Origin of the sequence: Mesorhizobium sp. M0058, assembly GCF_040323095.1 — a bacterium.
GTDB lineage: Bacteria > Pseudomonadota > Alphaproteobacteria > Rhizobiales > Rhizobiaceae > Mesorhizobium.
This window is the reverse complement of record NZ_JAMYUQ010000003.1, coordinates 13,447-33,119: the sequence shown is the minus strand read 5'-3', so window position 1 is coordinate 33,119 and position 19,673 is coordinate 13,447. Positions and strand designations below refer to the sequence as shown.

14 protein-coding genes and 1 riboswitch are annotated in these 19,673 nt (G+C 59.0%); of the genes, 7 read left to right on the top strand and 7 right to left on the bottom strand.

Annotated features, from left to right (window positions below):
* Positions 1-96 precede the first annotated feature (96 nt).
* Together NKJ75_RS05375 and metE are read left to right on the top strand one after the other, a co-directional pair.
* Entirely contained in the window at positions 97-1,089 is a 993-nt protein-coding gene (locus NKJ75_RS05375; RefSeq protein ID WP_352499286.1) for an adenosine kinase, read from the top strand.
* Between the two features lie 408 nt (positions 1,090-1,497).
* Positions 1,498-1,699, top strand: a riboswitch (cobalamin riboswitch).
* A 94-nt stretch (positions 1,700-1,793) separates the two neighbouring features.
* Positions 1,794-4,145 carry a 5-methyltetrahydropteroyltriglutamate--homocysteine S-methyltransferase gene (metE, locus tag NKJ75_RS05370; RefSeq protein ID WP_352499285.1) on the top strand — a complete coding sequence of 784 codons (2,352 nt, stop codon included), beginning with the start codon at positions 1,794-1,796 and terminating at the stop codon, positions 4,143-4,145.
* A 438-nt stretch (positions 4,146-4,583) separates the two neighbouring features.
* Here the strand turns inward: metE and NKJ75_RS05365 are convergent, their stop codons facing one another.
* Complete coding sequence (locus NKJ75_RS05365; protein WP_023685632.1) at positions 4,584-5,639, bottom strand: cytochrome-c peroxidase; 1,056 nt, start codon at positions 5,637-5,639, stop codon at positions 4,584-4,586.
* Positions 5,640-6,578: 939 nt separating this feature from the next.
* Here NKJ75_RS05365 and NKJ75_RS05360 point away from each other — a divergent pair.
* Positions 6,579-6,932, top strand: coding sequence for a hypothetical protein (locus NKJ75_RS05360; RefSeq protein WP_023690586.1), 354 nt, complete (start codon positions 6,579-6,581; stop codon positions 6,930-6,932).
* Between the two features lie 136 nt (positions 6,933-7,068).
* On the opposite strand, the gene NKJ75_RS05355 is transcribed toward NKJ75_RS05360, so the two are convergent.
* Positions 7,069-8,073, bottom strand: a complete 1,005-nt coding sequence (locus tag NKJ75_RS05355) for a glycosyltransferase family 10 domain-containing protein (protein WP_155921702.1) — start codon at positions 8,071-8,073, stop codon at positions 7,069-7,071.
* Between the two features lie 1,155 nt (positions 8,074-9,228).
* Between NKJ75_RS05355 and NKJ75_RS05350 the strand changes: the two genes are divergently transcribed.
* The gene (locus tag NKJ75_RS05350; RefSeq protein ID WP_023690583.1) at positions 9,229-9,702 is read left to right on the top strand and encodes a Ros/MucR family transcriptional regulator; all 474 of its coding nucleotides are present in this window, start codon (positions 9,229-9,231) and stop codon (positions 9,700-9,702) included.
* A 220-nt stretch (positions 9,703-9,922) separates the two neighbouring features.
* Here NKJ75_RS05350 and NKJ75_RS05345 read toward each other — a convergent pair whose 3' ends face one another.
* The gene (locus NKJ75_RS05345; protein WP_023671852.1) at positions 9,923-10,135 is read right to left on the bottom strand and encodes a cold-shock protein; all 213 of its coding nucleotides are present in this window, start codon (positions 10,133-10,135) and stop codon (positions 9,923-9,925) included.
* A 367-nt stretch (positions 10,136-10,502) separates the two neighbouring features.
* Between NKJ75_RS05345 and NKJ75_RS05340 the strand changes: the two genes are divergently transcribed.
* From NKJ75_RS05340 to NKJ75_RS05330, 3 genes are all read left to right on the top strand, one after another.
* On the top strand, positions 10,503-10,730 hold the full coding sequence (locus NKJ75_RS05340; RefSeq protein WP_245260682.1) for a hypothetical protein: 228 nt from the start codon (positions 10,503-10,505) through the stop codon (positions 10,728-10,730).
* 709 nt (positions 10,731-11,439) lie between these two features.
* Positions 11,440-11,814, top strand: coding sequence for a hypothetical protein (locus tag NKJ75_RS05335; RefSeq protein WP_156933859.1), 375 nt, complete (start codon positions 11,440-11,442; stop codon positions 11,812-11,814).
* A 724-nt stretch (positions 11,815-12,538) separates the two neighbouring features.
* Positions 12,539-13,996 carry an NAD-dependent succinate-semialdehyde dehydrogenase gene (locus tag NKJ75_RS05330; RefSeq protein ID WP_196815273.1) on the top strand — a complete coding sequence of 486 codons (1,458 nt, stop codon included), beginning with the start codon at positions 12,539-12,541 and terminating at the stop codon, positions 13,994-13,996.
* Between the two features lie 324 nt (positions 13,997-14,320).
* Here NKJ75_RS05330 and NKJ75_RS05325 read toward each other — a convergent pair whose 3' ends face one another.
* The 4 genes from NKJ75_RS05325 to NKJ75_RS05310 form a co-directional block, all read right to left on the bottom strand.
* Positions 14,321-14,530, bottom strand: a complete 210-nt coding sequence (locus NKJ75_RS05325) for a hypothetical protein (protein WP_352499282.1) — start codon at positions 14,528-14,530, stop codon at positions 14,321-14,323.
* A gap of 226 nt (positions 14,531-14,756) precedes the next feature.
* On the bottom strand, positions 14,757-16,760 hold the full coding sequence (locus NKJ75_RS05320; RefSeq protein ID WP_352499280.1) for a class I tRNA ligase family protein: 2,004 nt from the start codon (positions 16,758-16,760) through the stop codon (positions 14,757-14,759).
* Between the two features lie 324 nt (positions 16,761-17,084).
* The gene (locus NKJ75_RS05315) at positions 17,085-17,864 is read right to left on the bottom strand and encodes a phytanoyl-CoA dioxygenase family protein (protein WP_352499279.1); all 780 of its coding nucleotides are present in this window, start codon (positions 17,862-17,864) and stop codon (positions 17,085-17,087) included.
* Between the two features lie 499 nt (positions 17,865-18,363).
* A complete protein-coding gene (locus tag NKJ75_RS05310) occupies positions 18,364-19,668 on the bottom strand; it encodes a lysine N(6)-hydroxylase/L-ornithine N(5)-oxygenase family protein (protein WP_023820147.1) in 1,305 nt (434 codons plus the stop codon).
* Positions 19,669-19,673: the final 5 nt, after the last annotated feature.

The following is a 19,673-nucleotide window of genomic DNA, read 5'->3' as shown; positions in this document are numbered from 1 at the left end:
AACGGATTGGCAAGCGGAAAGCCCATTTCCACCGGGCAGACCCGCGCCTGGCAGGCGTGGCGAGAAGCCGGCTCGGGTTTTTTGGCGGAGACATTGATGCCGGGTTATGACGTGCTTTGCATCGGCAATGCCATTGTCGACATCATCGCCCAGTGCGACGAGGCATTCCTCGAGATCAACGGCATCATCAAGGGCGCGATGAACCTGATCGACACGCGCCGCGCCGAACTGCTCTACAGCCGCATGGGCCCGGCGATCGAGGCCTCCGGCGGCAGTGCCGGCAACACGGCGGCCGGCGTAGCCAGCTTCGGCGGACGCGCCGCCTTCTTCGGCAAGGTCTCCAACGATGCGCTGGGCGAAATCTATGCGCACGATATCCATGCACAGGGTGTCGCCTTCGACACCAGGCCGCTCAAGGGCGAGCCGCCGACGGCGCGCTCTATGATCTTCGTCACGCCCGACGGCGAGCGCTCGATGAACACCTATCTCGGCGCCTGCGTCGAGCTTGGCCCTGAGGATGTCGAGGCCGACAAGGCATCCGGCGCCAAGGTTACCTATTTCGAGGGCTATTTGTGGGATCCGCCGCGCGCCAAGGAGGCGATCCGGCAGACGGCGAAGCTCGCACACGAGGCCGGACGCGAAGTGTCGATGACGTTGTCGGATTCGTTCTGCGTCGACCGCTACCGGGACGAGTTCCTCGAGCTGATGCGCTCGGGCACTGTCGACATCGTCTTTGCCAACAGCCACGAGATCAAGTCGCTCTACCAGACAAAATCCTTCGACGAGGCGGTGGCGGCTATCCGCAAAGACTGCAAGATTGCCGCCGTCACCCGCTCCGAAAAAGGCTCAGTGATCGTGCGCGGCGACGAGACCGTGGTCATCGAGGCGACCGCCATCAAGGAGTTGGTCGACACCACCGGCGCCGGCGACCTCTACGCCGCCGGTTTCCTGCATGGCTACACGCAGGGCCGCAACCTCAAGACCTGCGGCGACCTTGGCTCGCTGGCGGCCGGCCTGGTGATCCAGCAGATCGGCCCAAGGCCAAGGCAGAATTTGCGCCGCGAGGCGGAAGGGGCTGGGTTGCTGTAGATGCGCCGGCAACTAACCAGCCGCCCTACTGACGCGATGACCGCAGTGGCGGAACTGTGTCAAAGCTCGCTGATAGCGACAGCCATTCGCTTCGGAGAACTGACCCATGCTGCTGCCGTGAAGCTCGCTGGAGGAGCGGTGCAAGGCGTGCTTGCCATGACGGCATTCACCGTCATCCAGATCGTCACCAGCATTTTCCAGAAGCTCAGCTTGGGGAAGGCCAGTAAGGTTCCTGAGGTAACGGAGAACTCGCGGCGTCCGTCGGACTTGACTTGCGATCACGTCCCACGATGCCGAATACGGGCAGCAGACTGAATATTTCACAATGCTAGACAAAGGCGTAAAAGCGCGATCACATAACAACATAAACATTTCGTTATGCGTCATTGACAAAAGAGCGAACTGCTGTGATTGTCTGCGTGTCGTGGTTCTCGCGTGCGGCGCTGCCGCAGCGGAGCTAAGAGGGAAGCCGGTGCGATGCCGGCGCTGCCCCCGCAACTGTTAGCGGCGAGCCAACCCCAATCACGTCACTGAGGCGAATACCCTCAGGAAGACGGGTAGAGGCTATGACCCCGCGAGCCAGGAGACCTGCCACGCGAATTACGTCCACGGGCGGGGTGTCTCGGTGGCCGCTGCAACCCGGCGTTGATGCCGGCCTGCTAGCGCCTTCCTTGTCACCGACGCCCCAATCATCGGGGTATGACATGACTGTCTCTCAGCAAATTCCTGTAGCAACGCTCGGCGTGCCGCGCTTCGGTCGTCGGCGAGAACTGAAATTCGCGCTTGAAAGCTACTGGTCCGGAACATCGTCCGCTGGCGACCTTCTCACGACGTCGAAGGCGCTCCGTGCCGCTAGCTGGGAAGAGCAGCGCGATCGCGGCGTGTCGAAAATCCCGTCGAACGACTTCTCGCTTTACGACCATGTGCTCGACACCGCAGCCATGGTCGGGGCCGTTCCATCCCGTTACGGCTGGAATAGCGGCGAGGTCCCACTTGACATCTACTTCGCAATGGCGCGCGGCAACCAGGGTCAGACGGAGGATTGTGGACACGCTGGTTACCAGGAGGAGGCTCATGGACCTGGTGTAACCGCGATGGAAATGACCAAGTGGTTTGACACCAACTACCACTACATTGTGCCGGAACTCGATGATGATCAGACGTTCGCCCTCTCGTCATCGAAGCCGGTCGATTACTTCCTCGAGGCTAAAGCTCTCGGCATTCACACACGCCCAGTCATCCTTGGACCCATCACCTTCCTCAAGCTGGCGAAATCGCCTGCCGAGGGGTTCGGTCCCATCGCGCTCCTACCGCGGCTGCTGCCGGTTTACGAGCAGCTTCTGGAGAGGCTGAAGCTGTCGGGAGCCGACTGGGTGCAGATCGATGAGCCAGCGCTTGTCCTCGATCTGAACCCGAACGAACGAGCTGCGTTCGAATTCGCCTATGGCCAGCTGTCGAAAGCCGCGCCCGAGCTGAAGATCATGCTGGCTACGTATTTCGGGTCGCTGGGAGACAATCTCGAAACCGCGATTTCTCTGCCCCTGGCCGGCCTGCATATTGATCTCGTGCGCGCTCCCGAGCAGCTGGAAACGGTGGCTCGGCTCGCTCCGAAGGATCTGGTGCTCTCGCTTGGCTTGATCGATGGCCGCAACGTCTGGCGTGCGAACCTGCCCGCCATTCTCGACCGCATCAAACCGATCGTCGCCGGCTGGCCCTTGGACCGCGTCGAGATCGCGCCTTCTTGCTCGATGCTGCATGTGCCGATTGATCTGCGCATGGAGACGGAACTCGACGCGGACATCAGGTCGTGGCTCGCCTTCGCGGCCCAGAAGACCGACGAGCTGGTCTTGCTGGCCCGGGCCCTGTCCCAAGGCAGGGATGCGGTGGCAGGCGCGTTGAAAGCGTCTGCCGAGGCTGCCGCCACGCGCGTGACATCCACGAGGATCCATGACCCGCTTGTTCAGGGGCGGATCGCTAGCATTGAGGACAGCGCGAAGCGACGAGAGAGCGCTTTTGGCGAGCGCTCCAGAGTCCAGGCCGGCTCACTCGGGCTGCCGCCGTTCCCGACGACGACCATCGGGTCCTTCCCGCAGACGCCGCAGGTACGCAAGGCGCGGGCCGCTCATGCGAAGGGCCAGCTGAGCTATGTCGACTATGAGACGTTCCTGAAGAAGGAGATCGAGGCTGCAATTCGCTGGCAGGAAGAGATCGGGCTGGACGTGCTGGTGCATGGTGAGTTCGAGCGAAACGACATGGTACAGCATTTCGGCGAGCAGTTGTCCGGCTTCGCGCTCACCCAGCATGCCTGGGTACAAAGCTATGGGTCGCGCTACGTGCGTCCCCCCATCATTTTCGGCGACGTATCGAGGCGCAATCCGATGACAGTGCGCTGGTGGCAATTCGCCCAGTCGCTTACGGAAAAGCCCGTGAAGGGAATGCTCACAGGCCCAGTCACCATTCTCAACTGGTCTTTTGTTCGCGACGACGTACCCCGCTCCGAAGCCTGCCGCCAGATCGCGCTCGCCATCCGCGACGAAGTGACGGATCTCGAAAGATCCGGCGCAAGGATGGTCCAGATCGATGAGGCCGCGTTTCGCGAAGGATTGCCACTGCGCCAATCTGACTGGAAAGTCTATCTCGACTGGGCTGTCGAATGTTTCCGGATCGCTTCAACGGGTGTAAAGGACGCGACTCAAATTCATACCCACATGTGCTATTCGGAGTTCAACGAGATCATTCACGCGATCGCTGGAATGGATGCGGATGTCATTTCGATTGAGACGTCGCGCTCGAAGATGGAACTGTTGGACGCCTTCACGAGCTCCAAATATCCGAACGAAATCGGTCCTGGCGTCTATGATATTCACTCACCACGCGTCCCGGAAGTCGGCGAGATTTCGGACTTAGTCATGCTTGCCCGCGAGCGACTGTCCGACGGCCAACTGTGGATAAACCCGGACTGTGGCCTCAAAACACGCAAATGGGAGGAGGTCCGCCCTGCCCTCATTAACATGGTCGCTGCAGCACGCGCGCTCCGGCAGAAAGTGCAGGCGTGAGGCTTCTCTTCCTCACCGTGTGGGGAGTTGCCGGCTGGCGGATGTCGGCCGGGAATATGCCAAACCGATCACACTCTTGGAAATGAGCCACTCGGCGCAAATGTGCAATTTCCCTACGGCACGTGTCTTAATCCCGCAGAAATATAAATGTGGCACTACGCTATAATATCGGTTCCTTGGGGACATACAGGCCCCGCGCCTCGAACAAATCGGACACGCGTCGTTTCTCAAAGTAGACTGCTTGGCGCGTTCGCTCAGGCAGCGACAATATATGGTGCTGCGTCTGTCCGCCCCCAGTTGATCGCGCAGACTACGGGCGAGGTGGCAGGGTTCGGGTATCGCTAGCGTCCCGCCAATTCGGAGATGGACGTCGCAATTCGTGTCGCCAAGTAAAAATCGCCAATCATTTTCGATTGCAAGTCCGCAGCCAGTTGGCCCTTATTTTCCTGAGATCTGCGTTACAGGCCGGGGCGTTGTCGCCGTTTCTGAGGGTAAGATGGGATAGGCGACGTCAGGTGCCTCTCCGGTCAGCGAGTTGAGGAAGGCAACAAGCAGGTCAACTTCTTCGTCCGCCAGTACTACGCCGAGCTGGGTGGTCCCCATAATGGCGACGGCCTGTTTCAGATCCCAAACCTTGCCCGAATGAAAGTATGGCGCGGTGAGTGCAACGTTGCGCAGCGGCGCCACGCGGAAGACATAGGAATCGTCGGCTGCATTGGTGACCTCAAATCGGCCCTTGTCTTTGTCCGGCAGGACTTCGGCGCTGGGCCGTTCCACGAGGCCGAATGGGTAATAGGCTTGCCCACCAACGTTGATGCCGGCATGGCAGGACGAGCAGCCTTTGTCCATGAAAAGCACCAGGCCCTGTTTCTGTTCGGAAGTCATGGCAACCTCATCACCATTCAGGAAGCTGTCGAACGGGGCAGGTGTGACCAGTGTCGCCTCGAAGGCTTCGATCGCCTTGGCGAAGTTGTCGAAGGTGACCCGATCGGCTTCAGCCGGAAAAGCTGCATCGAACCACTCGACATATTGCGGCATGGACTTGAGAGTGGCGATGAGTTGGCCCGGTGTATTGGCCATTTCGATCCCGGCTTGGACCGGTCCCTTCGCCTGAGCCTTTAGGTCTTCGGCACGACCATCCCAGAACTGGGCGATGTTGAAGACAGCGTTCAGTACAGTCGGCGCGTTGCGCTGTCCCTTCTGCCAACCATGGCCAATCGAGGTTTCGTGATTGTCGTCGCCGCCGGTGGCCAGGTTGTGGCATGAATTGCACGACAAGACGCCTGACGCCGAGACGCGTGGATCGAAGAACAGTGCCTTGCCGAGAGCGATCTTTTCCGGGGTGATCGGGTTGTTGGCGACTGTCGGCGTGGTGGATGGCAAAGCCGTGAAGGTGGCCAATGCCGTATCTCTGAGGTCGGTGGGGATCGAATCCGCAGCAAAGGCGGTGGGTGCCAGCAAGGTGACAGCCATCGTACTGAATAGGATTTTCATAATTGGTCTTCCTGCGTCGTCCACGCAGCCATTATGCGATCTGCGGCTCATGAACGCCCTGAGCTAGATCAGCTTGAGGGAGAGGACGGGGTCTCACACCTGTTTTCGCAGCTGAGCTGGGACCCTCTTGGAAGCGATCGCTCTTCTCGATTGGACTTCAGGGAGGAGGAGTATCCCTGGTTGGCAACCGGTTTTATGCATCAAAGCACGCCCTGAGGGCGGCTTCGTAGATTCGGTCACTGCGATCTTTCAGCCAAGGTTGAGAAAGTCACAGCATGCGCAAGACTGGCAATCTCTTGCACGAGGTGCGCTGCACGCCTTGCGAAAAGTGAGCTTCTGAACCGTCAGGGTTCATTCGTTGCGTGAATCGGCCTTATCGACACACGCCGACTGCACATTGTGATGTCACCAGCGATGGCGGTTTCAATACCTAAGCAGCGACGGTCTATGTGACAGTATGGATGTCGTATCGGAATAGGCGTTCCGCCTTTGTGGACCGTCACACCGGCATATAGCTCCGCTTCCACGAACATCCCATCACGCGAGGAAAGACATGGCCAACACGCGCAGTATCGCCAATCTAGCCCTTTGTGTCGACGGCGCCGCGATCGAGCAGGTCCACCCGCTGTAACTGCCTCACCTTGATCCACAGATCCTAGGCGCTGACCAGTTTGTCGTCATCATTTGACGGGCGGGGGGCATTGGCCCATAAGCGAGCCAACGCAAACTGTGCGGTTGCCAATGCGTAATGAAGTGAATTGCAATGATCTTCGGTTTGCGAAACACGCACTTCCGACGCAGCTTGCGTTGACAGAGGCGCTTTTAGGCGCAATAGCACTTCCGCTGGCCTATTTTGTGGAGTTCAACTGTGGTTCGGCCAAGGGCGCGGGGCGCCGGACCGGCCCCTTGTAAACCTAATCAAAGAGAGAGAGACCCTGCATGGAAGAAATCTTACCGCGCATCGCCACTGGTGCCGGCATCGGCCCGGCTCTCGCAGAGAAGGCCGTTGGGTTAATGCTGGGGTTCCTGCGGAGCCACGCGGCCGACGGTCCCGGCGCGCGCATGATCGAGGCCATTCCGGGAGCTTCGGAATTAGTAGCGAAGTATCATGGCGACGACCCAGAGGGTGGCGGCCTTATGGGGCTCGGGCAGCAATTGATGGGTGAGGGTCTCAGCATGGCAAAGATCGCCGCCCTCGCCAACGAGACGATCGCCTGCGCCAAGGAACATGCCGGCGACGAACTCGTGGACGAGGTCCTCAATTCCGTTCCTGGCCTTCCCCAGTTCGTCTGATCAGCGGCAGCCGGGGCGCATGACCTTGTGCGCCCGTGCCGGCCCGTCTGCGCAGCAGGCATTCTCCGCCGAGCGTTCCGCACCGATCTCGCCAGACCACCAACCGCTGGGCACGCGAATCGCGCGTTGGAGTACTTCATTCGTCTATCGAAAAATCAACTTCAGGCGATTCGATGTGTATAATTTCTGGCGGTAAGGGTTTATCCTGAACGCTTTCGATGAAGCCCGCGAGATAAGCAAACGTATTGTATTTCTCGAGGACTAGCCGTTTCGCCTCTCTTATTGCGCCGCGACGTTCCTTCCAGAGGTCTGAGTTGATGATTTCTTGAATTTTTTGGATTACGTTCTTGTCCTCTGGGTCAATCAGAACCATAGAGTCCGAAGGGAAGAACCTCGTGATTGCCGGGCTGCCGTAATAGATCGGCATTGTTTCAGCGACGAAGCAGTCCATAAGCTTCTCTGTAAAATAGTAATCAGCACGAGTATTCTCGAACGCTATACTGTAACGATAAGGTGCGAGCGCGTTCCATTTATCTCCAATCAGCCGAAAACCTCGGCCGAACAGGTCAAAATCGAGCTCCTTTCTTAGCCGTTCCAGAAACGCCAGCCGATACCGATGTCCTTTAAGCAGGGCGATGTTACTGGTAATCCATGAGAGCCGAAGTGGCTTATCCATGACTTCGCTGACCAGAAGTTGGTCATATGTCTTGTTTACAGACCAAGACCGAGTGATCGGTGGAGACAAAACGAATCGGCGAGCTGCATTCTGCCGAGCAACCAGCTCTGCGTCAGACGTCAGGACGATAGTATTTTTCCCCTGCCCTTCATGAAATGCACGATGAGCTTTCGTCGGCGGTTCGCCGATTGCAAAAATTGTCCTGTTTGGGCTCGCCTCGATATCAACAGGGAGCCCAAAAAGAGAAGCAGAGTTAAAGACAATATGCCAATCGGGCACGAAGGATGTCGTGCGTACAAAAGCGACATTGTTCCAGATTCCACTGCCCTTTGGAGTGAGCTGGTGGATTGCATCATCCAAAACGCCCCAAGAATCTAGACATGTAGCAACAATGGGCGCCGGGCGTTCCGTCAACAATTTGGCCGACAAAGCAGTTCCACTCCCTTCACTCGTGAAGGTACTCAATCGCCATTCAGGATTGCGGTAACATCGGGCAGCATAAACCTTCCGAGACCTGCTGTCGAGGCAATTGTCGCTTTGCACTTGACCAGGTTCTTCCTCGCTTCGTGTGGTGATTAGGCCGGCTGAGTGGCAGCATGCGTGCCTAAGGAGTTCGCAGCCGGCGCTGCCTAATGGTACGTTTGATCGTCTTCAGGCGGTTGATCAGCCCTTCCGCTTCGGCCGTTCTCCACGGCAGTTCAATGGCATCGCGAACGGAGTCACGGCGTAGGACCAGACCGAAACGCGTGATGGCAATGAGCCGGGTGACGCCAAGTCGATCGAAGTGCCGAGCTTGCCCAACTCACAGGCCCCGCAAAATGCCGCGGAAGGGCATGGCAAACCTGCGCATAGTGGCAAACTCATGTCATCCCTGCTTCAGGACGTCGACCTTTCTGGCCTGGTTGATCGTCAGCACATCCGGAGGCTTCATGCAGAGGGCCTCGGCGACTACCGGCGAGATCACACGGCCGGTCGCGGCATTCTGTATGAGGACGCGTCGCTGGCTGGTTGATGCGTATGATTGATGCAGGCGGCTCACTGTCCTTGCCCGGCCTCTCGGCGCGGCGCCAACTTGCGAGAAGCCGCTCCAGATTCGAGAAGCTGCCGGTCGCCGCGCTGTTTGATATCGTGGAACAGGTGTCATCCGCAGCCACTGCCGCCTCTCCAGGACCGGCTAAGAAACGCCTCGAAATACATTGATGTCCTAGGTTTATCAGCGGCGGTTCCCAGCCCCTTGCAAGAGCGGCTCACCGGCGATGAACTTACATCACTTTGGCCGTTGCCAATGAACGTTTGTTCCATCGTCCCTGACGCCACACCATCAAGCGACCACTATCGCTCGATTTCACAGTCCAAAGAAGCAAAGCGCGACAAAAACAGCGCGCTTAGCCTCGAGGCTACTAGGAACTTCGGCGCAAAGTTAGAGCGGAACGCGCCACGCACCTCGGCAGGGTCGCCAACAACGAGTGGCTCAGCGGTCACAACGCGAAATATGGCGCATCGATGTCGCTTCTGGACGAGCATTGGCAATAACGCAGTCAGAGACATTGTTGCTTTCAGCGGCAACCGGCCCTATGAAGCGACGCTTCGCTGACTATGTTTCACCGCCTGGAGAGTTTCATGACAGAAGAAGCCGGAAAAAACGTCGACACCCTCATTGAGCTTGCCGCCGACGTCGTGTCGGCCTACGTGTCCAACAATCCGATCCCGGTGGGGGATCTCCCTGCCCTCATCGGCCAAGTGCATGCGGCTCTGAGAGCGACGGCCGGAGGTATCCCTGCACAAGAGCCGGTTGCCCTTACGCCCGCAGTCCCGATCAGGAAGTCGGTGACACCGGACTACATCATCTCCCTTGAAGACGGGAAGAAATTCAAATCTTTAAAGCGCCATCTGTCGACCCACTATGGGCTGACGCCGGGTGAATATCGGGCCAAATGGGGCCTGCCGGTGGATTATCCCATGGTGGCGCCGAACTACGCCGCGAAGCGTTCGTCACTGGCGAAATCGATGGGGCTCGGCCGCAAACCGAAAGCGCCGAAAGAGCCGGAAGCGCCGGTGCCGACGAAGCGAACTCGCAAGAAGGTCGCGGCTTGATTGCGGCAATTGAAATCCCTTCTGCAGCGTTGCAGCCGTCGGCTTAATCGTCGCATAAAAAAGGCGGGGCCAACCCCGCCTTCCTTTCCAACAACTTGTTTCATGAGGAATTCGCGACCCATGCAGCAATCTGCTGCCCTCACTTTTGCTCGTCCCTATCGAGCGGCCGTGAGCACTTCCGGGCCTACACGCCCACTCTTGCGACTTCGCAGGAGAAAATTCAACCAGCTTTGCTCAGGCTGCCAGCGGAGGACTTGCCAGTGCGGCGATCCTGCTCGATTTCATAGTTGATCTTCTGGCCGTCAGCGAGGGTCGAGAGGCCCGCGCGTTCGACAGCGGAAATGTGGACGAAAACATCCGGCCCGCCATTGTCGGGCTGGATAAATCCAAACCCCTTGGTGCTGTTGAACCACTTTACCGTTCCAGTCGTCATATACTTGTTCCTTCTTCTACAATGCAACGTGGGCAGGCCATTAGGCCTGTCCGAGTCATAGCCGAGAGTTGGGCGCAGCAAAAAGCGAAAAATTGTTAAGCCCCAATCAGCTGGCGCACTCCATTGTTGGCGTAGCCGCCAGCAAGCACTGTCCACACTACCGCTCGACCAGGCCGGAAGCGCTCGATCTTCCAACGCTCCTCAGCGCCCAGGTCTATGGCTCGTGCTTTGGCACGAGACGTAAGGCCGATTGCTGCTCGTGCCGTCAGGTCAAAGGCCGGGTAGTTCACGGAGCTGCCTTCGTGCATAACACCTTGGGAGCGCCTTAAGGAGTTTCGAGTTGGATTGTTTCAAGAGGGTCGAGGGGTTGATCGATGCGACCAGCGTGGAAGCGATCGATAGCGCGCGCGTTTTGCTGGACCAGTTCAAGGGCAAGTCAGAAACAATCGCCCAAGCGATTGACGACTTCCTGCTTGATTTCATGACCTTGCTGTTTGTGGTAGAAGCCACGCGCGAGCAGTTCCACAATCCGGCGAGGCGGTTAGCGCGCATCAGATTGAGCAAGGTCAGGCTGTTACTCACGCGATGCTCTTGACCTAAGCGACCACTCCGCCAGGCATGCATTTGCAGCCGAGCGCACCGGGCGGTATTTTACGCACATGAAATCAATCGCGACCGCTAAATTCTGCTGTTTGGTTCCCATGGACGACGGCAAGCGCGGACAGCTTCCGTGCTGCTGTCCTGCAGCGGCAAATGTGCTGCATGCCCCCATCCAAGGCGAGCTCGACGTTGTTTCTTACGTTGACCAAGGTCCCGCGAAAACACTCCCCTTTCCGCAGCAACTCATCACTGTTCAACCGCCTCGCGGCAGGCCATCACGCCAGAAGACAGCAACGGCATCGTTTTTCCCGCCCAGTCCTACGACCTCGTTTTCCAGCGCCTCGCGAATGTCGCCAGCCGCCGTTTTTTTACAGGTCCGTCTTCGCGCGCGAGCTGGGTCCGCGCCCACTTAGCTACGCTGCTCACGCCTCTACCCTTCAGTACCGCCCGGTCTGACTGTCGAGGACATCGGTCCGCTGGAGCGACAACATTTCAATTCTGACCATCGGTGCAGCGGCCTTCGAAGCGCATCCTGTCCCCCTTCCCCAGCAGCGCGCCCAATCGTCTTCCAATGAAGAAGATATTCTCAGCCGTGCTCGCGTCGCCTTCAGCCCCGTTCGATGGCCCACAATGTCGGATGCACAACATGTCAGACTGACTTGTCCACATGCCTCGAATGTTTTCTGATCTGGCACGGTGCATGCGTGGTCGTCCGCAAGGCGTCGCGGATCAAGGAAAATCCCTCCAATGACCATCCCCCCAAGAACACCGCCGCCGGTCTCCTGGACTCATCCCAAGATGAGGCTCGAGTGAGCCTTGGCCGCATGATTCATCTGGCTCGGCCTGCCCGCCGATCCTCCCACGGGGATCGAAGACGCAGCCCGTTCAGGAAAATGAGGAACAAATCACTGCCTCGAAACTTGCCTTTCCAACCGGAGCCATCGATCGCCCCCTGGCTGCGCAAGGCATTCACTGCCACCGCCCTGGCCCTGGCGACGACCGCTCCGGCTCTGGCCGCCACCGACGGCGGCAAGATTACGGATTTCCTGCTCGATGATGGCATGGAACGGTCGACATGACCCCGCGCAAATCGTCACTCATATGATCTGGCACAAGGTCCGCAGCGCCGACGAGCCACCGGGCAAACCCGAACTTGCCCCTTCCCTCGAGCGTCTGATCTTTAGGGCGACGCCCAACCACGCCGACAGCGAGTTCGACGGAGCCGTCTCAGTCAGCGGCTATAATACCGCCCTCACCGCCTATAAATCGCTTTGGGCGAGATGATGGGCTTCGAGGCCGCTAAACGACCATGATCGAGAGCGAGCGAAACGCGATCCTGAAGGAGCGCCGTTGCCGCACAGAGACGAACTGCTGGACGGGAAGGTCAACGCGACGTTGCGGCCAATCAGCCCTACCGCATTCCGGTCAACGGCTGGAGAGGAGATGCAGAAGCTGAACGGCACCGACGCATTCTCGATCTCCAACGGATACCGAACAACGCCGTGCTGGTGGTGGCCGGCGACGCAGAGCCTGAGACGGTGAAGGCGCTGGCAGCGAAGACCTAGGGAAAGGTTGCGCGCGGGCCGGACCTGCCACCGCGCAACCGACCGTCGAGCCCGACTAGTAGAACCGCTAGGCGTCTTGTAGCGAATTCAGATATTCTCCCTGCCACTTGGGTACCGTGGTCTGCTAGCTGTATGGCCGAGGCCCTATAAGGAACCTTTACGTCCGGAATACACACCCCACCGACTATATACACCTGCTGCGTTGAGGAGGAATCCGGTATTGCCCCTGTGCCCGCCGATGATCCGTCACCTGCGATCCCCTGACCTGTTTGGACCCATCGATCGCCTGCCGGCACTTGGCACGCGGATGGGCGAGCGGACATTTGAGGTTCTCAACCCGTCGACCGGCGAAGTGCTGGCAGAGCTACCCGATATGGGTGTCGAGGAGACATGCGCTGCGATCAACAAGGCCTATGTCGCGCAGCCTGGATGGGCAGGGTTTACCGCACGTGAGCGCAGCGACGTTCTATGGCGATGGCATCAGTTGATCATCGACCACGCCGACGATCTCGCTGCAATTCTCACTGCGGAGATGGGCAAGCCGCTTGCGGAAGCCAAATCGGAGATATCGCATGCTGCGGCGTATCTGCAATGGTATGCCGAGGAGGCAAATCGGGTCTATGGCGAGACGATCTCCGCACCATCGGCCGACCGCCGAATGTTGGTGATCAAGCAGCCCATCGGGGTCGTCGGCACGATAACGCCATGGAATTTCCCGGCCTCGATGGTGGCGCGCAAAATCTCCCCAGCCTTGGCGGCGGGCTGCACGATCGTCCTCAAGCCCGCTGAACAGACGCCGCTCGTGGCTGGAGCAATGTTCGCCCTCGCCCATCAGGCAGGCTTTCCCGAAGGCGTCGTCAACCTGGTCTACGCATCCGAAGCTGACGCGGTCGGCCGCGAACTTTGCACAAATCCCAAGGTCCGCAAGATCAGCTTCACCGGGTCTACTGAGATCGGGCGCCTACTCATGCGCCAGTGCTCAGCCCAGATCAAAAAAGTCAGCCTAGAGCTTGGCGGCAATGCACCTTTCATCGTCTTCGATGACGCCGATATCGATGCCGCGGTTGACGGTGCGATCCAGGCGAAGTACCGCAATGCCGGTCAGACCTGCGTTTCAGCGAACCGCCTTTACGTCCAGTCGCGCGTTCACGACGAGTTCGTCGAGAAATTCGTGGAACGGGCTCGCCAACTTCAAGTTGGTGACGGTTTCGCTCCCGGAGTGGACATCGGGCCTCTCATCGACAAGCAGGCTTTGGCCAAGATTGAATCCCATATTGCCGATGCCGTAGCTAAAGGCGGCGCAATTCAATGCGGGGGCAAACGCGCCGGCACGAATGGCACGTTTTTCCAACCAACGGTCCTGACCGGGGTCACCAGCGAGATGACCGTGGCGCAAGAAGAGACATTCGGGCCGCTCGCACCGATTATTCGCTTCAACGATGCGGATCAGGTCGTGCGTGATGCCAATGAAACGATCTACGGCCTCGCGGCGTATTTTTATGCCTCCAACCTGAAGCGTGTCTGGCGTGTCGCCGAGGCCTTGGAATATGGAATGGTCGGGGTAAATACCGGCCGGATGTCTTCGGAAGCGGCGCCGTTCGGTGGGATAAAACAGTCCGGCATCGGGCGGGAGGGATCCCGCCATGGCCTCGAGGACTACCTCGAATTGAAATACCTCTGCATGGGCGGCATCTGAAGCATCGGCTTGCAGGGTTCACAGACGGGGTAACCTAGCGAGCGATCTCCAAATATGTGAATTGTAGGATCGATCGGGCACTGAGGGGCGGCTCCGTACCCGAGCAACACGCAATCCTGAGGAGCGCCTCTCGACGAGACAAGCGTCTGCATGTCGGCGAAGACGGCGCGCAATGTACGGAGGATACGCTTGCGATTTAGTGGCCCTCGCCGACTATCTACAGGCGACGGGCTGTCGTTGCGCGGGTATGGTTGGAAGCTTGTGCACCATAGCTTCGTGAACGCTGGTTTTCGTGGGCAGAATTTGACTGCCATATTCCGATTGTCAGTAGCTCAGTTGTTCTTCGGCCGACGGCCGCGCCGGTACAGGCTCGGACAGAACCGAAGATACCATCAGGCAGGCATTCGCATTGGTGGTCGGCGCACGATCCAGGGCGCCAGTTTGACCAAGCGGGTCGAACCGCATGACAGCCTTGACCGGCTGGAGGACGGAAATCCCGATGCCGAAGAGGATGGTCAGCGCAGTCGAGCCCACACAGCATTTGCGGCACGAACAGCAAGGGCTGGGAAGTGATCGGCCGGCCGGTCCTCCAAGGCGCAGGTCAGGGTTGTGACGCGTTGGTTCAGGTCCGCTAATCTGGTCTCTATCGTTTGATAGCGGCTTCGGTCGCCAGCGGCAGCGAGTCAAGATATTGGCATATCGGCTTTGATTGCCTCGCATCTGGTCGAGATTGGGACAGCTCACTAATGCATCTTTGGGCTCATAGTGCTTCCTCCTCATCAAGATGAGGATTGCCGGATTTGGCGTAGAACACCAACACGGGTCCGAGATCAAAGCACGTCCCGGGCGCAAGGCGCTGGACGGACCGGGGCCATGTTTCGATTGAGACGCCATCGATGCCTCGCGCCAGCGTTCTGGCGAATCGGGGCATCAGCGGAGCGAGCGTCAGTGCCAGGGTCGCAGCGGCCGTCGTCTGAAGAGCTAGCGAAGTCCGATTGCGGGCGGGATAGAAACGTCGCGCCGCCGCATAGTTTCGCGCCCGACGGTACATCACGCAATCGCGCACGAATTCGCAGACCTGATTGGCCGCGCGCCGGACCGAGAAGCCTTCGTCCGAATATGCCCGCTCCATCGCCGCGCGATAGATCTCTATTCGAGCAAAGAAGGCGCGGTCGACTGGGCTCCAGTCGCCTGCATCGGGTACACGGCCGGCAAAATCCTGCTTGATTTCCAGGTCCAACGCATCAAGCCAGTTCAGCCAAATCCCTTGGAAGACCTCCTTCTCGGTGCGGCGCAGCGCGTCCAGCGTGAAATCCGTCCGCTCCCCTTCCGGGCGTGTCAGGCCCAAATGGAGGCGCACGACGTCGACTGTCTTTGGGCTCAGAACCTCCTTACCCCAGACCGCATGGCGGCAGCTGGTCGAGAACTTCTTGCCGTCGAGCAGGTAGAACTCGTTGACGTGATAGTGGATGCGCGGCGTCCAGTGGGAGAAGACCTCGGCGTAAAGAGCGGGGTAGAGTAGCGCATGGTAGAAGGAATTGTCGAAGCCGAAGAAATGGACAATCTGCCAATCGCTGCCGGGCACCTCCGCCTTCCAGTCACGACCCAGCGAGCGGCCGAGCGCCTGGATGTTGTAAAGAAAACCGAAGGCCATCTCCGGCCACACCCAGATCACTTGACCCGGGAACCCTTCGGCCGGCAGGCCCCAGTCCGAGGGGTGGGTAATGGGCACTGAAAATTCGCCGCGTTGGCGTAGGCGCGCGAAGACATCCAAGATGCGTAGCGGGACGCCTGATGCCCTTAGATGCCGGTCGATATTGTCGTAGCAGCGGTCCAGGGCAAGTTCCGGACGGCGGAGGGAGCCGACCAGCGGCGCTTCGGCAGACTGCCGTGACCGCGCTGCACCCAAGTCGTGGCAAAGGTTTGGGGCGCCGCATTCCTCGCAGATGTTGCCGGCGGCGGAGCCGCCGCAATCGGGGCAGAGGCCTCTGACATCCGGCTCATAAAGATAGTGGCCTGTCACAGCATCGAAAAGCGCAGGGCTCTGGCGCAGATCTACCGCCGTGCTGCTCAGAAGAGTTCGGAAACACGCGGCTTGAAATTCGCGGTAACCGTCATCGCTCATTGTGGCTTGGAAGCTGTGGACGTCACAATCGAGAAGTGCAAGCGTGGCGCGAATCTCGTCGGAGTAGTAGCGCGCCACGTTTGCAGGCGTCCATTGATCGGTAGCGGCGCGTGTCGCGACGTAGCTCTGGTAATCGTCGCTTCCGGTCAGGTGATACGCCTCGACTCCTTTCATGCGCAGGAAACGAGTATAGACGTCAGCGCCGAAATAGGGGCCAGAAAGATGCCCCAGATGCAGATCGCCATTTGGCGTTGGCGGCGTGGAGAAGACGAAGGTCGGCCCGCGTGGAACCGTGGTCTTTTCAGCGGCATGAAGGGCCGCCTCGCCGTCTCGCCAGTAGACATCGACGAAATCCAGGTCTTTGTTCCCGTCGTTGCGCAGCACATGCGCTTCAAAAGGATGGAACAGAACGACGTCGCCGGCCGCGACCGAGATTTCCCCAAGGTCGGTGGTGACCTTGCCCGCACCAGACAGGACCACGAAGGCCTCGATTTCGTCGTGCCGATGGGGCTCGGATGTGACCCCGGGTCCAACCTTTCCGAACGAAAACCCCGTGCGAGCGCTGCCCGTTCCAAGCGTGGCCGTGTCGATACCGAACGCCCGCGACAGCTCCGTTCGAGAAAACGTGTATTTGCGCATGACAACGAACCTAAGGTGTTGAAGAGTGGGCCGGACCTTCGGCTGCAACGAACAGCCTCAAGTGCACTTCATGGAGAGAAACGGCAGTCCGACCCGTTGGCGGCCCGGCCAGGATAGTGCAGCTCTGGGCCGGCAGGCGGGCGACCAAGGGGGGCGCTAGTCGGGCTGTAGGCACACAGAAGACCGCCTGCGACCACCTCCACAATCCACGTGGCCGAAGCGTCCGATGCTCCGCGAGCCCGCAAATCAGACCGCCATACCGTCCGCGCATTTTTTGAGCGGTCGATCAGTTTAGTGTGCATGCCTCCGCCTGGCTGCGTGAGCTCAATCGCGATAGAAGATCCCATTTGGGGGCTTGAGATTGTCGAGATCGGCCACTTTGCCCTCGGGCGGGTTAAGGGCGCGCTTAAGCACGTTATATTCAGCGCGGGTCGGCCCACCGGTTGAGGCACGCTGGAACACCAAGTAGAGTGTCCGCCGAGAACGATTGCTTTTGTTCGGTCGTGAGTAGTGCGGTGCGTAATCGTCGAAGATGAAGATGTCGCCAGCCTTCCATACTACGGGTTCCCAGGAGAACGTTTCGGCTATTTGAGGATAGATCACCCCACCGGCATCCATGGGAAAGACCCCCTTTTTGTGGTTGCCGGGGCTGAAGAAAAGCCCGCCGTTTTCCGGGTCGGAATCGTCGATGGCTATGGCAACCACCGCATGGACCATCCGGCCGGGGAGTTTGTGTGGAATATGATAAATGTCCTGATGCGGGAGATAGCCGCCGCTGTCTGGGTAGTGGAAAATCAGCAACTCCTTGAGCCTGCGCGAATCTTCGCCAAGCAAATCCTCGACCGCTGACTTTATGCGCTGATCTTCTAAGAGCAAACGGCGCAATGGATCATGGAAATCGAGAAAATTCTCGATCTTGGAGATGATCTTTCGATTGTCCGTCGTCTTCTCGAACCACATGAGCCATTTATCATCGCTGACATCCCAGCGTGACATATCTTCGACAAAATTAGAGATATCTTCCTGAGCCGTTGGCGCAAAGAAGCTTTCGAGCCTGACGTATCCGTCTTTCTTCCACTTGTCTCTTTGTGCATCAGTCAACATGCGAAAAGCCTCCTGTTGGAAAGACTGGTTGGTCGGACATCCCAATTAGGGCAGTCGGGCGCTGGGGAAGTTGCGGGTCCACGGAGACGGTCCCGCGCATGTGGGACGGCGATGCTAAGTGCGTTCCGCTCCGACGGATTTTGTCCGCAGAAGCTCGGCGCGAGACTGCCTATGTCAGGCTCAGCCGGGTCCAGGGCTTCGGTAAACTGGGCCGGATCATTCGGTTCACCCGGTCCAGCCGCGACACGCGTCGCTAAAGGCCGGCACCATCCGACCGCCGACCCAGCCATGGCCGCCAACACCACGGCGCTCTTTCGAGTGAGCGACCTGGTACGGTCTTGACAACCGTAGGGGAAATGCACGCCCCCAGAATAATGCGATGCGCCGCTTGGTCCAAGAACTTGTTCGGTCACAATTTCGGAGAAGCCTCCGGCCTTCGCCGCAGCGGAGGCGGACATCATTCCTAGGATGCCACCGCCGATGATCAAAAGTCTACGAGTCATATCCCGCTGCCCATTTCTTCGGCTGCGGGGGCGGGCCAGCTCTCGATCGAGGTATGGCTGATGAAGCCAGGATGCTCGGGGTTCGCGCATGGCGCGCGCCCAATAAGGCTATCGAGGATGCGGCGCGCGCGCCAGGCCAGCAGGCTTAGGTTCGGATCGGCCAGGCCGCGCTGCCCGAGGCTCGCATTTTGTACGAAGATGCGTCTGTCACGCGGTCCGTCCCAGCTCACCGAAAAATCCTCGCGAATAGCTAATTCATTGTCGATATGCTCCAGCCGGTGCGCGATAGGTTCGAAGAAGTCTGGGATCGCGTTCTCGTAACCGGTGGCCAGCACGACGATGTCAGCCGCGACTTCTTCGACCTCGACCATGCCGTGCTGCAGGGTCAGCCTGTGACCCGCGCCGGCGTTGATGCAGTGCGAGACGGTGCAGCCCGGCCGCAGTGTGATGTCGGATCGGTTTGGCTCGAAAAATGCGTGGCGGTAGAGCGCCTGATAGATCGCCCGCAACGTGCTTTCTGAAATGCCGTCCGAGGCAAGCACGAAACGCCGCAGGAGCAGCTTACGCTGCGACTCGCTCATGGCCGCGAAACGATCCGAAAAGCAGGGCATGAACAACTCGTTTGTGAACGGGCTGTTGTCCAGAGGCAGATAGTTTTCGCGCTGCGAGACCCAAGTGATCGAGGCAGGCCGCCGTTCTTTCGGCAGGCCGATAAGATGCAACATCACCTCGGCTCCCGATTGTCCTCCGCCGACCACGCAGACATGCTTTCTCCGCACCTCAGGGTGGATGTGCAGTAAAACAGATGAGTGGAACAGGTTGCGTCCAGTCCAGCCCTGGAACTGAGGCGGAATTTGCGCCTGCTTGCCAATGCCGACCACGACGTCTCTGGCGCCGAGAACCGCCTTATCCGTCCGCACCCGAAACTCGCCGTCAAAGCGGATTTCGCGCACTGTCTCGCCGCCACGCACAAGTGGGTTCCTGTGGAAGACCCATTTCAGGTATTGTTCGAACTCCACTCTGAGCACGGCTTCGAACTGTGCGTTCAGGAAGTGATACAGACGCCCGTTCTCGTGCAGGAAGTTTACGAAAGTGTAGGCTGATCGCGGATTCACTAGAGTGACCAGGTCCTTGAAGTGGCTGACCTGGAGCTCCGAGGAATCGAATGCACTGCCTGGGTGCCAGCGGAAGTCGACCTGCCGGTCCAGGAACACGGCCCCTTTCCCAACTTGCTCGTGTAACTGACACGCGAGGCTCAAATTGGACGGGCCAGCACCGATCCCAACGCAAGATAACTCCACTGCTT